The sequence below is a fragment of the Martinezella tropici genome (assembly GCF_008370325.1).
Taxonomy (GTDB): domain Bacteria; phylum Pseudomonadota; class Alphaproteobacteria; order Rhizobiales; family Rhizobiaceae; genus Rhizobium; species Rhizobium tropici_B.
This window is the reverse complement of sequence record NZ_VNIP01000017.1, coordinates 26,494-40,392: the sequence shown is the minus strand read 5'-3', so window position 1 is coordinate 40,392 and position 13,899 is coordinate 26,494. Positions and strand designations below refer to the sequence as shown.

Sequence of the window (13,899 nt, the reverse complement as noted above, 5' to 3'; positions counted from 1 at the left end):
GGCGCGGATGAAGGGTTGTCAAATAAGTGTCATCGGTCTGATATAAATCCCCGTCATTCCCATGGACTGCACCAGTCGAAGGCTGAAACCGAAGCCGGAGGTGATTGATATCATGTCGACGCTCCAGCAGATCGCCTTTCGCGCCGGTTGTTCGGTTGCGACCGCCAGCCGGGTGATGAATCGCACCGGTCCGGTCAGCGACGAGATGGTGCGGCGCGTGCGCCGGGCGGCGGCGGAGCTCGGCTATCGCGCCGGCAGCCGCAGCGGCAATGGCCGGCCGGCGATCGGCGTGCTCATTCCGAGCATTACCAATCCGGTTTTCGCGGCTTCGCTTTCCAGCATTCAGAACCGAGCCCTTCATGCCGGGCATAGCGTGCTGATCGCGCAATCGAATTATGATCCGGCGCAAGAGGCTGATGCTGTCGCCTCGCTGCTGCAGCAGCAGCCGACCGGCCTCATCCTGACGCTCTGCGATCCCGAACGCAGCCTAGTTCTGCCATCCGCTCTGCCGCCGACCGTATTGCTCGGCAATCTGCCGACTGCCCGCTTCACCGCCGCCGTCGCGACAGACAATTTCGGTGCCGGCCGTGATCTGACCGAGCACCTCCTGCAAATGGGGCATCGCCGCATCCTGTTCATATCAGGCCACTTCTCGGCATCGGATCGGGCAAGACTGCGCTATCACGGCTATGTCAGGGCGATGGAGGCGGCGCGGCAACAGCCCCTTGATGCGCTCGAAATTTCCTTCGTGAACAGCCTGGAACAGCTCGATCTCTCTGATGCTATTTCACGTTTCGGCCCGACGGCGATCATCGCCTCCAACGATCTTCTGGCGCTCGGCGTCATGGGCGCGCTTCGGCGCCAGGGTTTTTCGATCCCGCGCGATATTTCGGTCGCCGGCTTCGACGGGATTTCCCTTGGCTTTCTCGGGGAGGTTTCACTGACGACGGTCGAAATTCCGGACGGGACGATGGGGGCTGCGGCCGCCTCGCTGCTGCTCGATATGGCGGAAAACGCCGCGCCGCCGCGTCATCTGAGCGTGCCCTATCGAATGCGCGCGGGTGGAACGGTGCGCAATCTCGCCATTCAACCCTGACATCCCTTTGCATATAAGAACGCCGCCTCTTCGGGAGAGGCGGCGCGGTATCTTCAGTGCCGTTTGAAAGATCAGCTGCGCGGCAGCAGGCCTTCGACGTCGGAAGCGGCGTCGTCGAGCGCTTCCTTCGGCGTGGCCGAGCCGTCGACGATGCGCGAGAGGTTGTCGACGATGGTCTGCGTGACCTTGACGCCGTTGGCGCCCGGGAAGGCGTACCAGGGAACCATGATCGACATCTGGCTGAGGCCGGCCTGGAACAGCGGGTTCTTCTTGTAGAAGTCGCCGAGATATTCAGCGGACTTAGCAGCAAGCTCGTTGTTCGGAACATAGCCGGTGCCGGGAACGACGACCGAGGCACCATAGGGGCCGGCGGCGAACTTGGCGAACTTCCAGGCAGCTTCTTCCTTGACCGGGTCATGGGTCAGGATAACGACGGCGTTGCCGCCCGTCGGCAGGCGGCCATTGACCGGGTCGATCAGTGGCAGTTTGGCGGTGCGCAGGTCGAACTTGGTGCCGACATTCTTGATGGTATTGACGAGCGCGCCGGTCGTCTGGAATTCGAAGCCGACCTTGCCGGCAGCGAAGGCCTGTTCGCCGGCAGCCTTAGTGAAGACCGGCATGCCGCCTTCCTTGACGAAGCGCTGGATCATCTCGACGGCCTTCTGGCCCTCGGGACCGTTGAAGGCGACCTTCGTCTCGTCGTCGCTCAGCATCTTGCCGCCGGCGCCGAAGAGGAGGGCGGAGAACATCCAGTCGTCACCCTGCCAACGGAAGTCCATGCCGTCGACACCGTTGCCGAGCGCCTTGATCTTGCCGGCGAGCGCGATGACTTCATCCCAGGTCTTCGGCGGGTTGTCCGGATTGCCGCCGGCCGCCTTCACCAGATCGGCATTGTAGTACATGATCGGGTTGGACGTCGCAAAAGCGAGGCCGACCTGCTTGCCCTTGACCTGGGCGAGCTTCAGGATCGTGTCCGAGAAGCCCTTTTCAGCCATATTGCCCTCTTTCTTGACGAGGGGGCCGAGGTCGACGGCGACGTTGCGCTCATCCATCATGCACAGGCGGTTGAGGCCGATGAAGGTGACATCGGGCATCTCGCTGGTGCCGACCTGACGCAGGATGGTTTGAATGCCTTCCTCATAGGTGGCCGAGGGAGCGGCGAACTGGATCTTGATGTCCGGGTTTTCTTCCATGAACTTCTTCGAGATCGTGTCCATCACGTTCTTGAAGAAGCCGGGCATGGGATAATGAACCGTCAGGGTCGTTTCGGCATAGGCCGGGACCGTCACGACCATCGAAATGGCCGCGGCGGCGAGAATCTGGGTGATATGCTTCATCGCTCGTTCTCCTGTCGAGCATGATGCCGAAAAGTGCTTGCGGTTTTCGGACGACATCATGCTCTACTTCTTTGATTCTAGAGCGGATTCAGATTTTAGATCGCTTCGATCTAAGATCATCCGCTCTAGGCGAACCGGTCAGCCTTTGAGACCGGTCATGGTGATGCCCTCGACGAAGCGCTTCTGCGCGAGAAGGAATGCGAAGACGAGGGGAAGGGTAATGATCAGGGTTGCCGCCATGAGCGCGCCGTAGTCGTCGCCGGCTTCGGCGGCGCGGAAATACATGAGGCCGAGCGGCGGCGTAAAATAATCCTGCTTGGTGATGACGATCAGCGGCCAGTAGAGGTCGTTCCAGTGTGCGACGACCGAGAAGATCGCGAAGGCGGTGACCGCCGGCCAGGCATTCGGCACGATGACGCGAGCGACGATGCCGATTTCCGACATGCCATCGAGACGGGCGGCGTGGATCAGGTCATCAGGCATGGCGCGGAAGAACTGCAGGAACATGAAGATCGCGAAGACCGAGATCGAGAAGGGCGCGACCAGGGCCGTATAGCTGTTCAAGAGCGACAGGCTGTTGAAGCCGACATAGAGCGGCAGCGCCGTCGCATGGATCGGGACCAGCAGGCCGAGCATAACCAGCACCATCATCATGCGCGCAGCAGGGAACTTTAGTTTCGCCATGGCATAAGCACAGGGTATGGCGATCAGCACCTGGAAGAAGAAGATCAGGCCGCAGACGAGGACGCCGTTGAAGAGCAGCGTGCCCATGTCAACCTTGCTCAGCGCCTTGGCGATGTTCTCGACGTAATAGAAATGCGTCGGGATCAGCTTCAGGGCGGAGGTGAAGATATCGTCCTGCGCCTTGCCGGCGGTCGAGATCATGAAGATGTAGGGCGCGAGGAAGATGAGCGCGCCTGATATCAGCAGCGAGAGGCGCAGGATGCGGCCGGGAGTGAAGCCTGTCGAGGTCATGTGTAGTGCACCTGCCGGTCTTGGACGCGATATTGCAGGAAGGTCAGCACCACGAGGATGGCGAGGAAGACCGTGGTCATCGCCGAGGCATAGCCGACACGGAGATAGACGAAGCCTTCCTGGTAGATCGAGAAGAGCAGGACTTCCGAGGCATGGTTCGGGCCGCCGTCGGTCAGGGCCTTCACAGTGTCGAACACCTTCACCGCATTGATGATGCTGATTGTCGTGACGAACAGCGTCGTCGGTCCGAGCATCGGCCAGGTGACGAGCCAGAAGCGGTCCCAGGCCGATTTCGCGCCGTCAACTTCGGCCGCGGCATAAAGTTCGCGCGGGATGGCGGTGAGGCCGGCCAGAAACAGCACCATGTTGAAGCCGACCGACTGCCAGACGCCGATGATCGACAGGCTGTAGAGCGCCGTTCCCGACGAGCCGAGCCAGTTCGGGCCGCGCACGCCGATCTCGGCCAGAAGCGCATTGATCGGGCCGATCGTCGGGTGGAAGAGATACTGCCAGACGGTCGCCATCGCGACGATCAGCGAGGCGACGGGCAGGAAATAGGCGGTGCGGAAGAAGCTGCGGCCGATACCTTCGCTTTCGATGAGCAGAGCGACGCCGAGACCGAGCGCGATCGAGACGGGTGCGACGATGGCGGTATAGGTCGCCGTGTTCCAGAGCGACTTTATGAAGGCGCGGTCACGCAACAGATGCGCATAGTTCTCAAAGGCGACGAAGCGCAGGCTCTTGTCGCCGAGCTGGAAATCCGTGAAGCCGAGCACGACGACGGCGACGATCGGCACAATGATGAAAAGCACGATCAGGATGATGGCAGGCAGAGCGAAGAGGAGAGCCGTGCGGGCCTCGCTGCGTTCGCGCGCCGCGGCCGCCTGCATCGGCAGGGAGGTGGCGGCAATGCTAGCCATGCGCCTTCTCCCGCGCGGCGTCGACGGTCGTCGGTGCAGCCCGCAAACGGTGGCCGTCTTCGGCGAAGACCATTGCTTGTTCGGCCGTGAGCGTCAGTGAAACGGGCATGCCGGCGGAAAGGCCGGCGACATCCGATGGTGCGAGCTTGACGACCATGGTTTCGCCGATGGCGTCCAGCTTGGCATAGAGGATGACTTCGGAGCCGAGGAACTCCATGCGCTCGACATGGGCGGCCAGCGCATCCTGCCGATTTTGGGCGAGGCGCACGAATTCCGGGCGAATGCCGAGCGTGACATTGTTGCCGGCGATGCTGCCGTCTTCCAGCGCAAGACGGATGCCGCCGAAGGCGACGATGCCGTTTTCCGCCAGCGCCGGCAGCAGGTTGATGCGCGGCTGGCCGACGAAGCGGGCAACCTCGACATGGGCCGGATCGTCATAGATTGTCTGAGGGGAGGCGAGCTGCAGCAGCTGCCCGCCGATCATGACGGCAACGCGATCGGCCATCGACAGCGCCTCGGCCTGGTCGTGCGTGACATAGACGGTGGGAACGCCGGCGCGGCGATGCAGGTCGACGATCTCGCCGCGGGCGTGGACGCGCAGGTTGGCATCGAGATTGGAAAGCGGCTCATCCATGAGGAAGACGGCGGGGCGGCGCACCATGGCGCGAGCGAGCGCCACGCGCTGACGCTGGCCGCCGGACATCTGTCCGGGCTTGCGGTCGAGCAGGTGATCGATCTTCAGAGAAACAGCCATTTCACGGACATCGCGGATGATGCCCGTGCGGGTGGCGCGCTGGCCGGGGATCAGCGAGCCGACGAAGGGCAGGCGCTGGACGCGCGACAGACGGCGCATGGCGAGCGGCACGGCGATGTTTTCCGATGCCGTCAGGTGCGGATAGAGCGCGTAGGACTGGAAGACCATGGCGATGTTGCGGTCGGCCGCCGCAACGCTTGATACGTCGCTGCCTCCAAGGATGATCTCGCCGCTATCGGCATGGTCAAGGCCCGCGAGGATGCGCAGCAGCGTGCTCTTACCGCAACCGGACGGGCCAACAAGGGCGATGAACTCGCCGGGTTGGACGTCGAGATTGACGCCCTTGAGGATGGCGTTGCCGCCGAAGGATTTGGCGATGCCGCGAAGCGAAAGCGCGCTCATTCGGTCGGCTCCTTTGTCTTGGGGGCGGCCTGCGGATAGACTTCCATAAGGACGTCATCGAGGAAGTAGGCGGTCATGCCGGGTACGGCGACGAGCTCGGTCGATACCGTCTCGCCAAGCTCATGGATTGCGGCGCCGATCAGGCGTTCGCCCGGCATTTCGCGTTCCATCTTGTCGAGGATGAAGGCGCCGGGCGGTGCCCAGACGAGGTTCGTGTCGTTGAAGCGGCCTTCCCAGGTCCAGTGCAGGTGGCCGCTGCCGAAGAGAGCGACGTCATGCGCGGCAATCAGATCATAGAGCCGGCGGCGTTGGGCCGGGCGTACGCTCCAATAGCCGGTATCGCCCTCATCGGGCGCATCGACGAAGAGCGGCTTGTGGGCGAAAAGGGCAACGCGGCGATCGCCACGGCTTTCGAGCATATCCTGCAGCCAGTCGAACTGCTTCTGCTCCTCGGCATCTTCGAAGCCCATCAGCAGGCTGTTGAGGCCGATCAGCCGCCAGTTGTCGACGTCCTTCGCCCAGTAGTCCGGGCCGACGAGGCGGCGCCAGCGCTCCAGGCGCTCGGGATTGACGGGCTGATAGGAGCCGGGCAGGTGACCGACATCGTGGTTGCCGGGCACGATCAGCATCGGCACGGAGACCTGCCGCATCAGCTCCATGGAGAAGATGAGATCTTCATCCTTGTCGGCGCCATCGACGCTGAGATCGCCGGTGTGAACGACGAGATCGGCGCCGCTTGCCTTGATCCATTTTGCCAGCGGCTCCCAATTGCCGTTGAAATGCGGCTTGTTGGGGCTCAAATGGGTGTCGGTGATCTGAATGATCTTCAAGGCGCTTCTCCGCAGTCTTTTAGAATGGTGCGCCTGTCGAATGGATTGCTTTCAAATGGGCGCGTCTATGCGCTCTCTTTAGAAGGCCCCCATGTCAGTTAGGTAACGGGTCTTTTCAGCTGTTTTTCAGTTTTGTCACATCGCCGTCAAACGGCGCCGTCGTCCGCTTCACGCCGACTTCCAGGACTGTACGCAGCTGCCTCGATGTTATAGATCGTTGTGAAAGGGATCAGACATGTCAGACGAACAGAGCCGCATCACCAAACTCGAGGAAACGGTCGCCCACCAGGCGAACACGATCGAGGAGCTTTCCGACCAAATTGCCGAGCAATGGAAGGTGGTGGAGCAGACGCGGCAGAAACTTGACCGGCTGACCGAGCGCTTTCTGACGCTGGAGGAGCAATCGCTCGACGCGCCTGGTATCACCAAGCCGCCGCACTACTGAGGGCCGCTCGGCCACCGCGTTCACGTTTCAGTGTTACACGCGGGCGTGTGTAACAAAAGTGTCTGTCTTCCCGTATTCCCTTGTGACCGGAGCATTTACAATCGCGGTCGAGAGGTAATCACCATGAAGACTCTATCGACGGACATGATTCGAAGCTGTTCAGCGCGCGTTGCTCGTTTTGCCGGCCTGACTGCGGTGACCGTCTTGCTTGGCGGCGTTGCGCTGCAATTTGTCGGCCGCGCTTCGGCCGAGGATGCACGCATCGTTCCCGCGCCGAGCATGGATGAAAAGGCAGGTTCATCGGGCACGGAGACAGCGGTGCTCGCCGGCGGCTGCTTCTGGGGCGTCCAGGGCGTCTTCCAGCACGTCAACGGCGTCATCAGCGCGACTTCGGGCTATACTGGCGGCAGCAAGGATGCGGCCCATTACGAAACGGTGAGTGCGGGCGATACCGGCCATGCCGAATCCGTGCGCATCGTCTTCGATCCCCACAAGATCAGCTATGGCCACCTGCTGCAGATCTATTTTTCGGTCGCCCATGATCCGACGGAACTGAACTATCAGGGGCCGGACAGCGGCACGCAATATCGTTCGGCGATCTTCCCGACCAGCCAGTCGCAGGCCGACGTTGCCAAGGCCTATATCGATCAGCTCAACCACGCCAAGGCCTTCGATGCCGCTGTTGTCACCAAGATCGAGCCGGCGCGGCAATTCTATGCTGCGGAAAACTATCATCAGGATTTCCTGACGACGCATCCGACTTATCCGTACATCGTCATCAACGATCTGCCGAAGATCAAGAATCTTGAGCATCTCTTTCCTAGGGATTATCGCGCCGATCCGGTTCTGGTGACGGCGAGCGCCGGTGCGAACTGAGCGATAGCTGATGGGCTGACCGGCGAGCGATGTCCGCCGGTCACGGCCGCCTTGCAAGAAATGCTCGTTACTCGCGGCTCGCCTGGTGTATTGCTGCGCCATCAGACATTCATCGAGAGTGCGTTTCGTCATGATCGTCCGCGACCGGCCGAATCTTTTTCAGCTTTTCTTTATCCTTCGCGGCTCGATCATCCGGCGTATCCTACCGCAGATCGTTGCCATCTTTCTGCTGTCGATGCTGATCGTCTGGGGCCATGAGGAGCGGCCGAACCTCATCATTTCTTTCAACGGTTCGGCGCTTTCGCTGCTCGGCATCGCCCTTTCGATCTTCCTCGGCTTCCGCAACAATGCCTGCTACGACCGCTGGTGGGAGGGAAGGCGCGACTGGGGGCAGCTCGTCCATCTCGCGCGCGGCTTCGCCCGGCAGACGCTGGTGCTGGAGAGTGCAGGGGAGGCTGGCATCGAAGCGCGCAAGAACCTGCTGCGCCTGACGATGGCGTTTGCGCAGGCGCTGGTCTGTCTTCTGCGTGAAGGCAGCGACGAGGGCAAGGTGCTGCGCCTGCTGACCCCAAGCGAGGCGGAATTCTATCATGCGGCCCAAAATCGGCCCGACCTTATCCTGCGCCTGATGTCCGCCGATCTCGCGCGGCTGAAGGCAGAGGGTGCGATTTCGGATATCCAATATCAGATGCTGGATATCACGATCGGCCAGATGGGTGCGGCTCAGGCGGCTTGCGAGCGGCTGCGCAACACGCCGCTGCCTTTCGGCTATACGCTGCTTTTGCATCGCACCGCCTATCTCTTTTGCTTCCTGCTTCCCTTCGGCTATGTCGACACGCTCGGCTGGGGTTCGCCCTTCGTGACGGCGCTGATCGCCTATACCTTTTTCGGTCTCGATGCTTTGGGCGACGAATTGGAAGATCCTTTCGGCCATCGACCCAATGCTCTCGCCATCGGCGCCCTTGCCGATACGATCGAGATCAACCTGCGCGAAGCGCTTGGCGAAACCGACCTGCCGCCGCTGCCGCAGCCCAAGGATTTCGTGCTGATGTAAAAAATCAGCGAAAAATATTCGTCGGGCGATGGAATAGAATCCGGAGTGCTTCCGTATATAGGGGTATGGAACGCAAAGGACGCACATTCGATGTTTTGGGGCAGCTCGGTTCGCTGAGACGTTACGCCCGCTCGCTCGTGCGCAATGCGGACGAGGCCGAAGATCTGGTGCATGACGCGCTGGTCAAGGCTTATGAGCGCAAGGCATCCTTCAGGCGTGACGGCAATCTGCGCACCTGGTTGTTGTCGATCCTGCACAATGTGCATATCGATCGTCTGCGCCAGACGAAATCGCAGAACCGCCGTCACGAGGAGGCTGCGGCCGAGCTCGAGCCGATGTTGCCAGCATCGCAGGATCATACGGTGCGTTTGAGCCAGGTCCGCGAAGCCTTCTTCAACCTGCCCGAGGAGCAGCGCGAGGCGCTGCATCTCGTGGCGATCGAGGATCTCTCCTATCAGGAGGCGGCATCCGCGCTCGGCATTCCTGTCGGTACGCTGATGTCCCGTATCGCGCGGGCTCGCGCGACGCTGCGCCATTTCGAGGAGGCTACCTCCAAGGTTTCCCATCTCAGGCTTATCGAGGGGGGCGGCAATGAAAATCGTTGATCCGATCATCGATACCGATCTCGATGCCTATGTCGATGGCGAGCTGACGCTCGCGCGCCGCGTCGAGGTGGAGTCCTACCTCTCTGAGCACCCCGAGATCGCGGCCAAGGTGATGGCTGATATGAGCATCCGCGGCGAACTGCGCATGGCGCTGGCCGGAGAAGGCCATGTAGTCCGGGCTGAAACGCGCGAAGCCGCCCGGCGGCTGGAGCGCGGGCTGGTCTACGGGCGCATGCTGGGCTCCTTCCAGCGGGTTGCCGCCATCGCCGTGCTGGTGACGACCGGCTGGGTCGCGCATACATCCTTCGGCGCTTTCACGGCAAGCGAGGTCAGCGCGTCCACACGGCCGCCGGCTTTTGTCGACGATGCGGTGCGCGCCTACAAGACAACGGCCGTGCGCGAAGAGATCAAGCAGCAGTCGGTCGTGAATTACAATCCCGAGGAAATCCGCGCTTCGACGGCGATCGTCCTGCCGGAGCTGCCGGGTGGCTGGCGCGTCACCGACGCCCAGATCTATCCGTCCGAGTTCGGTCCAAGCGTCGAAATGATGGTTGATGCTGGCAAGGACGGGCATTTATCACTTTTCGCCGTCCGCCCGGGCACATTCGCCGTCCAGGATGTCAGTCACATCAAGCGTGACGATGTCCAGGCTGCCTACTGGCAGATCGGCGAAGTCGCCTATGCGCTGATCGGCAATGGCCAGGCGGGTCAGCTTGACGGCGATGCCGAAAAGCTTGCCCGCAGCCTCTACTAGTTTGGATTAAAGGAGAACGACCATGAACCCGACCAATCCGCGATACGGCTACGGAGCCGCCGCCGGCTCTCAGGCGCTCTTCGACGAAGGGCTGCGCCGGCACATGCTGCGCGTCTACAACTACATGGGTATCGGCCTTGTCGTGACGGGAATCGTCGCGCTGATCGTCGGCACGACGCCGGCGCTCTACGTGCCGATCTTCCAGAGCCCGCTGAAGTGGGTCGTCATGCTGGCGCCGCTCGCCTTCGTGTTCTTCTTCTCGTTCCGCATCCAGTCGATGTCGGCCAGCACGGCACAGATGATGTTCTGGGCGTTCTGCGCGGTCATGGGCCTGTCGCTGGCCTCGGTCTTCCTGGTCTTCACCGGAACGAGCATCGCCCGCACCTTCTTCATCGCCGCGACCATGTTCGGAGCGACCAGCCTTTATGGCTATACGACGAAGCGTGACCTTTCCAACATGGGCTCCTTCCTGATGATGGGTCTGTTCGGCGTGATCATTGCCAGCATCGTCAATATCTTCTTGGGCTCGAGCGCCCTGCAGTTCGCCATCTCGGTGATCGGTATCGTCGTCTTCGTCGGCCTGACCGCTTGGGATACGCAGAACATCAAGGAACAGTATGCCGAAAACCATGATCAGGAATCGCAGCAGAAGCTCGCCGTCTTCGGTGCCCTGTCGCTCTACCTGAACTTCGTCAACATCTTCCAGCTGCTGCTGAACTTCACGGGTGAACGGGAGTAATTCGAAATTGTCTGCTTGAGCATGGTCTGAGCTGAAGGGCACTCCACGCCTTCGGTGATCATGCTCCAGGAATGCGTCTCCCTGGGGGCTTGTTGAGACGCATGACGCGCCTGCAGTATCTGCGCCGATACTGCAGGCGCAACCTTTTTTGGGAGAGCCGCACACCGGATGTGCAGCGTTATTCGCCGCCAGGCGGCAAAGGGGAAGGTGCCGGACTAAGAGAGCACCATCTAAAGAAAAGGCCCGATAGCGCAAATCTGCTGCCATCGGGCCTTTCATCATTGGAGATATGCGGTTTCCCGTCCGTCAGAAGAGGGGGGTGGTCTTACCATTCGGCGACGCTGCCGTCCTCGTGACGCCATACGGGGTTGCGCCAGCGATGGCCTTCCTTGGCGCGCTCGATGACATAGGCTTCGTCAACTTCGATGCCGAGGCCGGGACCCTGCGGGATCGAGACGAAGCCATCGGCATATTGGAACACCTCCTTGTTGGAGATGTAGTCGAGGATGTCGTTACCCTTGTTGTAGTGGATGCCGAGGCTCTGTTCCTGGATGAAGGCATTGTAGCTGACGGCGTCGACCTGCAGGCAGGCGGCAAGCGCGATGGGGCCGAGCGGGCAATGCGGGGCGAGCGCCACATCATAGGCTTCGGCCATGGCGGCGATCTTGCGGCATTCGGTGATGCCGCCGGCGTGGCTGAGGTCGGGCTGCAGAATGTCGACATAGCCGTCCGACAGGACCGACTTGAAATCCCAGCGCGAATAGAGGCGTTCGCCGAGCGCGATCGGTGTCGAGCAATGATTGGCGATTTCCTTCAGCGCTTCGCGATTTTCCGAAAGCACCGGCTCTTCGATGAAGAGCAGCTTGTAGGGCTCCAGCTCCTTGGCGAGCACCTTGGCCATCGGCCGATGGACGCGGCCGTGGAAATCGACGCCGATGCCGATATAGGGACCAATCGCCTCGCGGATGGTGGCGATGGTTTCGACAGCCTTCTCTACCTTGTCGTAGGTGTCGACGATCTGCATTTCCTCGCAGCCGTTGAGCTTGATCGCCTTGAAGCCGCGGGCAACCACGTCCTTGGCATTGTTGGCGACATCGGAGGGACGGTCGCCGCCGATCCAGGAGTAGACCTTGATCTTGTCGCGTACCTGGCCGCCGAGCAGCGAATGGATCGGCTGGCCGAGCGCCTTGCCCTTGATGTCCCACAGCGCCTGGTCGATGCCGGCAAGCGCCGACATGTGAACAGCGCCGCCGCGATAGAAGCCGGCGCGGTACATGACGTTCCAGTGATCCTCGATCAGGAACGGATCCTTACCGATCAGATAGTCTTCCAGCTCGTGCACGGCCGCCTGAACGGTGAGCGCGCGCCCCTCGACCACCGGCTCGCCCCAGCCGACGATGCCTTCGTCGGTCTCGATCTTCAGGAACAGCCAGCGCGGGGGAACGATATAGGTCGTCAGCTTGGTGATTTTCATGGGAATGATTCCGTTTGGGCTTTGGGTTGCGTCAGCGGCGCGAGGCCGCAGATCTCGGGGTTTCGGGATTTGTTTTCCGGCCTTCGTCCGGCCGTCGTTCGACGGCGAGATCGCGAGCGGCAAGATCGAGCATGCGGTGAGCGCAGTCGCGTGCGGCGGCGCGGTCGCGCAGGCGCAGCGCTTCCACCAGTTCGCCATGAACCGCGATCGCCTCGTCGCGGCTATGGGCGGCGACGTTGGAGGCGTGGAGTGCATATTTGAGACCGGCATGCATGGCGCTGGACAGGCGCCGGAAGACCTGATTGTGGCTGGCGCTCAGGAGTACGTTGTGGAAGGTCACGTCGGCCTCCGTAAAGCCTTCCGGATCATCGCCGCTGTTGCGCATCTGCTGCCATGCATTCTCCAGATCGGCAATTTCGCGGGCGGTGGCGCGCTCGGCCGCATATTCGGCGGCGGCGGGTTCGATGGTGCGGCGCGCCTCCAGAATGGAGCCGAGAATGTCGAAATCGGCGATAAAGGGACCCATCCATCCCAGCACATCTTGGTCGAGAATGTTCCAGTCGTCCTTGTCGCAGACCGTGGTGCCGATTCGCGGCTTGCCGCGTACGAGGCCTTTGGATTCCAGCACCTTGAGGGATTCGCGGATAACGGTGCGGCTGACGCCGTACATTTCGCAGAGGTCGTTTTCGCGCGGCAGGGTCGAGCCGGAGAGATAGCGTTCGGCGCAGATGTCTTCGGCGATCGCGGCGGTCACGTTTTTGCGCACGCGCGGACGGCGCGCCGGCCGCGTTGAGGAGCCATGTCCTTGTTTTGCAAGCCCCTGTCTTTCGAGCGATTCCACCCTATCTCCTCCACACCGTTTCGCATGCTTTCCCGAATATCTCCCTCGGTCAGAGGCAGGCGGGTCTTTCATGCAGGCGATGCCCGGCCATCTTTCACGGCCATGCTGAAATCATGATACGATAATCATCATACATTGGCAATATTCTTGTATGATGATTTTAGGAGTCCGCAATTGCCCGGATCGACGCCGCTTCTGTTACCGCGGCGTCGTCTTCGGCGGATAGAAGGATTATGGTGTCGGTGCAGGTGGCCAAGCCGCTTGCCGTCGATCATCACGGGAGGCGGCTTCCGCTTTCCAATTCATTCAACGACAAGGAGGACGACATGCAGATCAATCGTACAGGTTCGGCCCAATGGTCCGGCGGTTTGAAGGACGGCAAGGGTCAGATCTCGACGCAAAGCGGCGCGCTCAATCATTACCCTTACGGCTTTGCCAGCCGTTTCGAAGGCGTTGCCGGCACCAATCCGGAAGAGCTGATCGGCGCTGCGCATGCCGGCTGCTTCACCATGGCCCTGTCGCTGATCCTGAATGAGGCGGGCTTCACCGCCGAAAGCATGGAGACGACGGCCAAGGTCACGCTTGAAAGCGTCGAAGGCGGATTTGCCATCACCGCGATCCATCTGACGCTGACAGGCAAGGTCCCCGGCGCCGACGAGGCGACCTTCACCGAGCTTGCCAACAAGGCGAAGGCGGGTTGCCCGGTTTCCAAGGCGCTGGCTTCCGTTCCGATTTCCCTGGAAGTTCACGCCGCCTAGGCCGCAATTTCAGGTTTTCGCGTCGCGCTGGCTGGCGCG

The 13,899-nt window shown here is 61.3% G+C and carries 15 protein-coding genes; 8 read left to right on the top strand and 7 right to left on the bottom strand.

What is annotated here, in order from left to right:
* Nucleotides 1-112: 112 nt before the first annotated feature.
* Nucleotides 113-1,096: a substrate-binding domain-containing protein gene (locus FP026_RS28075; RefSeq protein WP_149637842.1), complete on the top strand. Its 984-nt coding sequence runs from the start codon at nucleotides 113-115 to the stop codon at nucleotides 1,094-1,096.
* A 71-nt stretch (nucleotides 1,097-1,167) separates the two neighbouring features.
* Here FP026_RS28075 and FP026_RS28070 read toward each other — a convergent pair whose 3' ends face one another.
* The 5 genes from FP026_RS28070 to FP026_RS28045 form a co-directional block, all read right to left on the bottom strand.
* Nucleotides 1,168-2,433 (bottom strand): ABC transporter substrate-binding protein, encoded by a 1,266-nt coding sequence (locus FP026_RS28070; RefSeq protein ID WP_149637841.1) that lies wholly within the window; start codon nucleotides 2,431-2,433, stop codon nucleotides 1,168-1,170.
* A gap of 138 nt (nucleotides 2,434-2,571) precedes the next feature.
* Entirely contained in the window at nucleotides 2,572-3,408 is an 837-nt protein-coding gene (locus FP026_RS28060; protein ID WP_149637839.1) for a carbohydrate ABC transporter permease, read from the bottom strand.
* Nucleotides 3,405-4,328, bottom strand: coding sequence for a carbohydrate ABC transporter permease (locus FP026_RS28055; protein ID WP_149637838.1), 924 nt, complete (start codon nucleotides 4,326-4,328; stop codon nucleotides 3,405-3,407). The genes FP026_RS28060 and FP026_RS28055 overlap by 4 nt, the downstream gene beginning before the upstream one ends.
* The gene (locus FP026_RS28050) at nucleotides 4,321-5,484 is read right to left on the bottom strand and encodes an ABC transporter ATP-binding protein (RefSeq protein ID WP_149637837.1); all 1,164 of its coding nucleotides are present in this window, start codon (nucleotides 5,482-5,484) and stop codon (nucleotides 4,321-4,323) included. Before FP026_RS28050 ends, FP026_RS28055 begins: the two co-directional genes overlap by 8 nt.
* Nucleotides 5,481-6,314, bottom strand: a complete 834-nt coding sequence (locus FP026_RS28045) for a metallophosphoesterase family protein (protein ID WP_149637836.1) — start codon at nucleotides 6,312-6,314, stop codon at nucleotides 5,481-5,483. Before FP026_RS28045 ends, FP026_RS28050 begins: the two co-directional genes overlap by 4 nt.
* A gap of 235 nt (nucleotides 6,315-6,549) precedes the next feature.
* Between FP026_RS28045 and FP026_RS28040 the strand changes: the two genes are divergently transcribed.
* The 6 genes from FP026_RS28040 to FP026_RS28015 all read left to right on the top strand — a co-directional run bounded on the left by FP026_RS28040 (nucleotide 6,550) and on the right by FP026_RS28015 (nucleotide 10,787).
* Nucleotides 6,550-6,759: a SlyX family protein gene (locus FP026_RS28040; RefSeq protein WP_149637835.1), complete on the top strand. Its 210-nt coding sequence runs from the start codon at nucleotides 6,550-6,552 to the stop codon at nucleotides 6,757-6,759.
* 123 nt (nucleotides 6,760-6,882) lie between these two features.
* A complete protein-coding gene (msrA, locus tag FP026_RS28035) occupies nucleotides 6,883-7,635 on the top strand; it encodes a peptide-methionine (S)-S-oxide reductase MsrA (RefSeq protein WP_149637834.1) in 753 nt (250 codons plus the stop codon).
* Nucleotides 7,636-7,765: 130 nt separating this feature from the next.
* The gene (locus tag FP026_RS28030; protein ID WP_149637833.1) at nucleotides 7,766-8,689 is read left to right on the top strand and encodes a bestrophin family protein; all 924 of its coding nucleotides are present in this window, start codon (nucleotides 7,766-7,768) and stop codon (nucleotides 8,687-8,689) included.
* A gap of 65 nt (nucleotides 8,690-8,754) precedes the next feature.
* On the top strand, nucleotides 8,755-9,294 hold the full coding sequence (locus tag FP026_RS28025) for a sigma-70 family RNA polymerase sigma factor (RefSeq protein ID WP_149637832.1): 540 nt from the start codon (nucleotides 8,755-8,757) through the stop codon (nucleotides 9,292-9,294).
* Nucleotides 9,281-10,048 (top strand): anti-sigma factor family protein, encoded by a 768-nt coding sequence (locus tag FP026_RS28020; RefSeq protein ID WP_149637831.1) that lies wholly within the window; start codon nucleotides 9,281-9,283, stop codon nucleotides 10,046-10,048. The genes FP026_RS28025 and FP026_RS28020 overlap by 14 nt, the downstream gene beginning before the upstream one ends.
* Nucleotides 10,049-10,070: 22 nt before the next feature.
* Nucleotides 10,071-10,787: a Bax inhibitor-1/YccA family protein gene (locus FP026_RS28015; protein ID WP_149637830.1), complete on the top strand. Its 717-nt coding sequence runs from the start codon at nucleotides 10,071-10,073 to the stop codon at nucleotides 10,785-10,787.
* A 325-nt stretch (nucleotides 10,788-11,112) separates the two neighbouring features.
* Here FP026_RS28015 and dgoD read toward each other — a convergent pair whose 3' ends face one another.
* Both dgoD and FP026_RS28005 read right to left on the bottom strand, forming a co-directional pair.
* Complete coding sequence (gene dgoD / locus FP026_RS28010; RefSeq protein ID WP_092712672.1) at nucleotides 11,113-12,261, bottom strand: galactonate dehydratase; 1,149 nt, start codon at nucleotides 12,259-12,261, stop codon at nucleotides 11,113-11,115.
* 31 nt (nucleotides 12,262-12,292) lie between these two features.
* Complete coding sequence (locus FP026_RS28005; protein WP_149637829.1) at nucleotides 12,293-13,102, bottom strand: FadR/GntR family transcriptional regulator; 810 nt, start codon at nucleotides 13,100-13,102, stop codon at nucleotides 12,293-12,295.
* 326 nt (nucleotides 13,103-13,428) lie between these two features.
* Here FP026_RS28005 and FP026_RS28000 point away from each other — a divergent pair, with 326 nt between their 5' ends.
* Nucleotides 13,429-13,860 (top strand): OsmC family protein, encoded by a 432-nt coding sequence (locus FP026_RS28000; protein WP_004117925.1) that lies wholly within the window; start codon nucleotides 13,429-13,431, stop codon nucleotides 13,858-13,860.
* The last annotated feature ends 39 nt before the right edge of the window (nucleotides 13,861-13,899 follow it).

Excerpts from the sequence above, each read along its gene's own strand:
- FP026_RS28060 (WP_149637839.1), bottom strand. The coding sequence starts at position 3,408 with ATGACCTCGACAGGCTTCACTCCCGGCCGCATCCTGCGCCTCTCGCTG.
- FP026_RS28030 (WP_149637833.1), top strand. The coding sequence starts at position 7,766 with ATGATCGTCCGCGACCGGCCGAATCTTTTTCAGCTTTTCTTTATCCTT.
- dgoD (WP_092712672.1), bottom strand. The coding sequence starts at position 12,261 with ATGAAAATCACCAAGCTGACGACCTATATCGTTCCCCCGCGCTGGCTG.
- msrA (WP_149637834.1), top strand. The coding sequence starts at position 6,883 with ATGAAGACTCTATCGACGGACATGATTCGAAGCTGTTCAGCGCGCGTT.
- FP026_RS28015 (WP_149637830.1), top strand. The coding sequence starts at position 10,071 with ATGAACCCGACCAATCCGCGATACGGCTACGGAGCCGCCGCCGGCTCT.
- FP026_RS28025 (WP_149637832.1), top strand. The coding sequence starts at position 8,755 with ATGGAACGCAAAGGACGCACATTCGATGTTTTGGGGCAGCTCGGTTCG.
- FP026_RS28040 (WP_149637835.1), top strand. The coding sequence starts at position 6,550 with ATGTCAGACGAACAGAGCCGCATCACCAAACTCGAGGAAACGGTCGCC.
- FP026_RS28000 (WP_004117925.1), top strand. The coding sequence starts at position 13,429 with ATGCAGATCAATCGTACAGGTTCGGCCCAATGGTCCGGCGGTTTGAAG.
- FP026_RS28070 (WP_149637841.1), bottom strand. The coding sequence starts at position 2,433 with ATGAAGCATATCACCCAGATTCTCGCCGCCGCGGCCATTTCGATGGTC.
- FP026_RS28075 (WP_149637842.1), top strand. The coding sequence starts at position 113 with ATGTCGACGCTCCAGCAGATCGCCTTTCGCGCCGGTTGTTCGGTTGCG.
- FP026_RS28050 (WP_149637837.1), bottom strand. The coding sequence starts at position 5,484 with ATGAGCGCGCTTTCGCTTCGCGGCATCGCCAAATCCTTCGGCGGCAAC.
- FP026_RS28020 (WP_149637831.1), top strand. The coding sequence starts at position 9,281 with ATGAAAATCGTTGATCCGATCATCGATACCGATCTCGATGCCTATGTC.
- FP026_RS28055 (WP_149637838.1), bottom strand. The coding sequence starts at position 4,328 with ATGGCTAGCATTGCCGCCACCTCCCTGCCGATGCAGGCGGCCGCGGCG.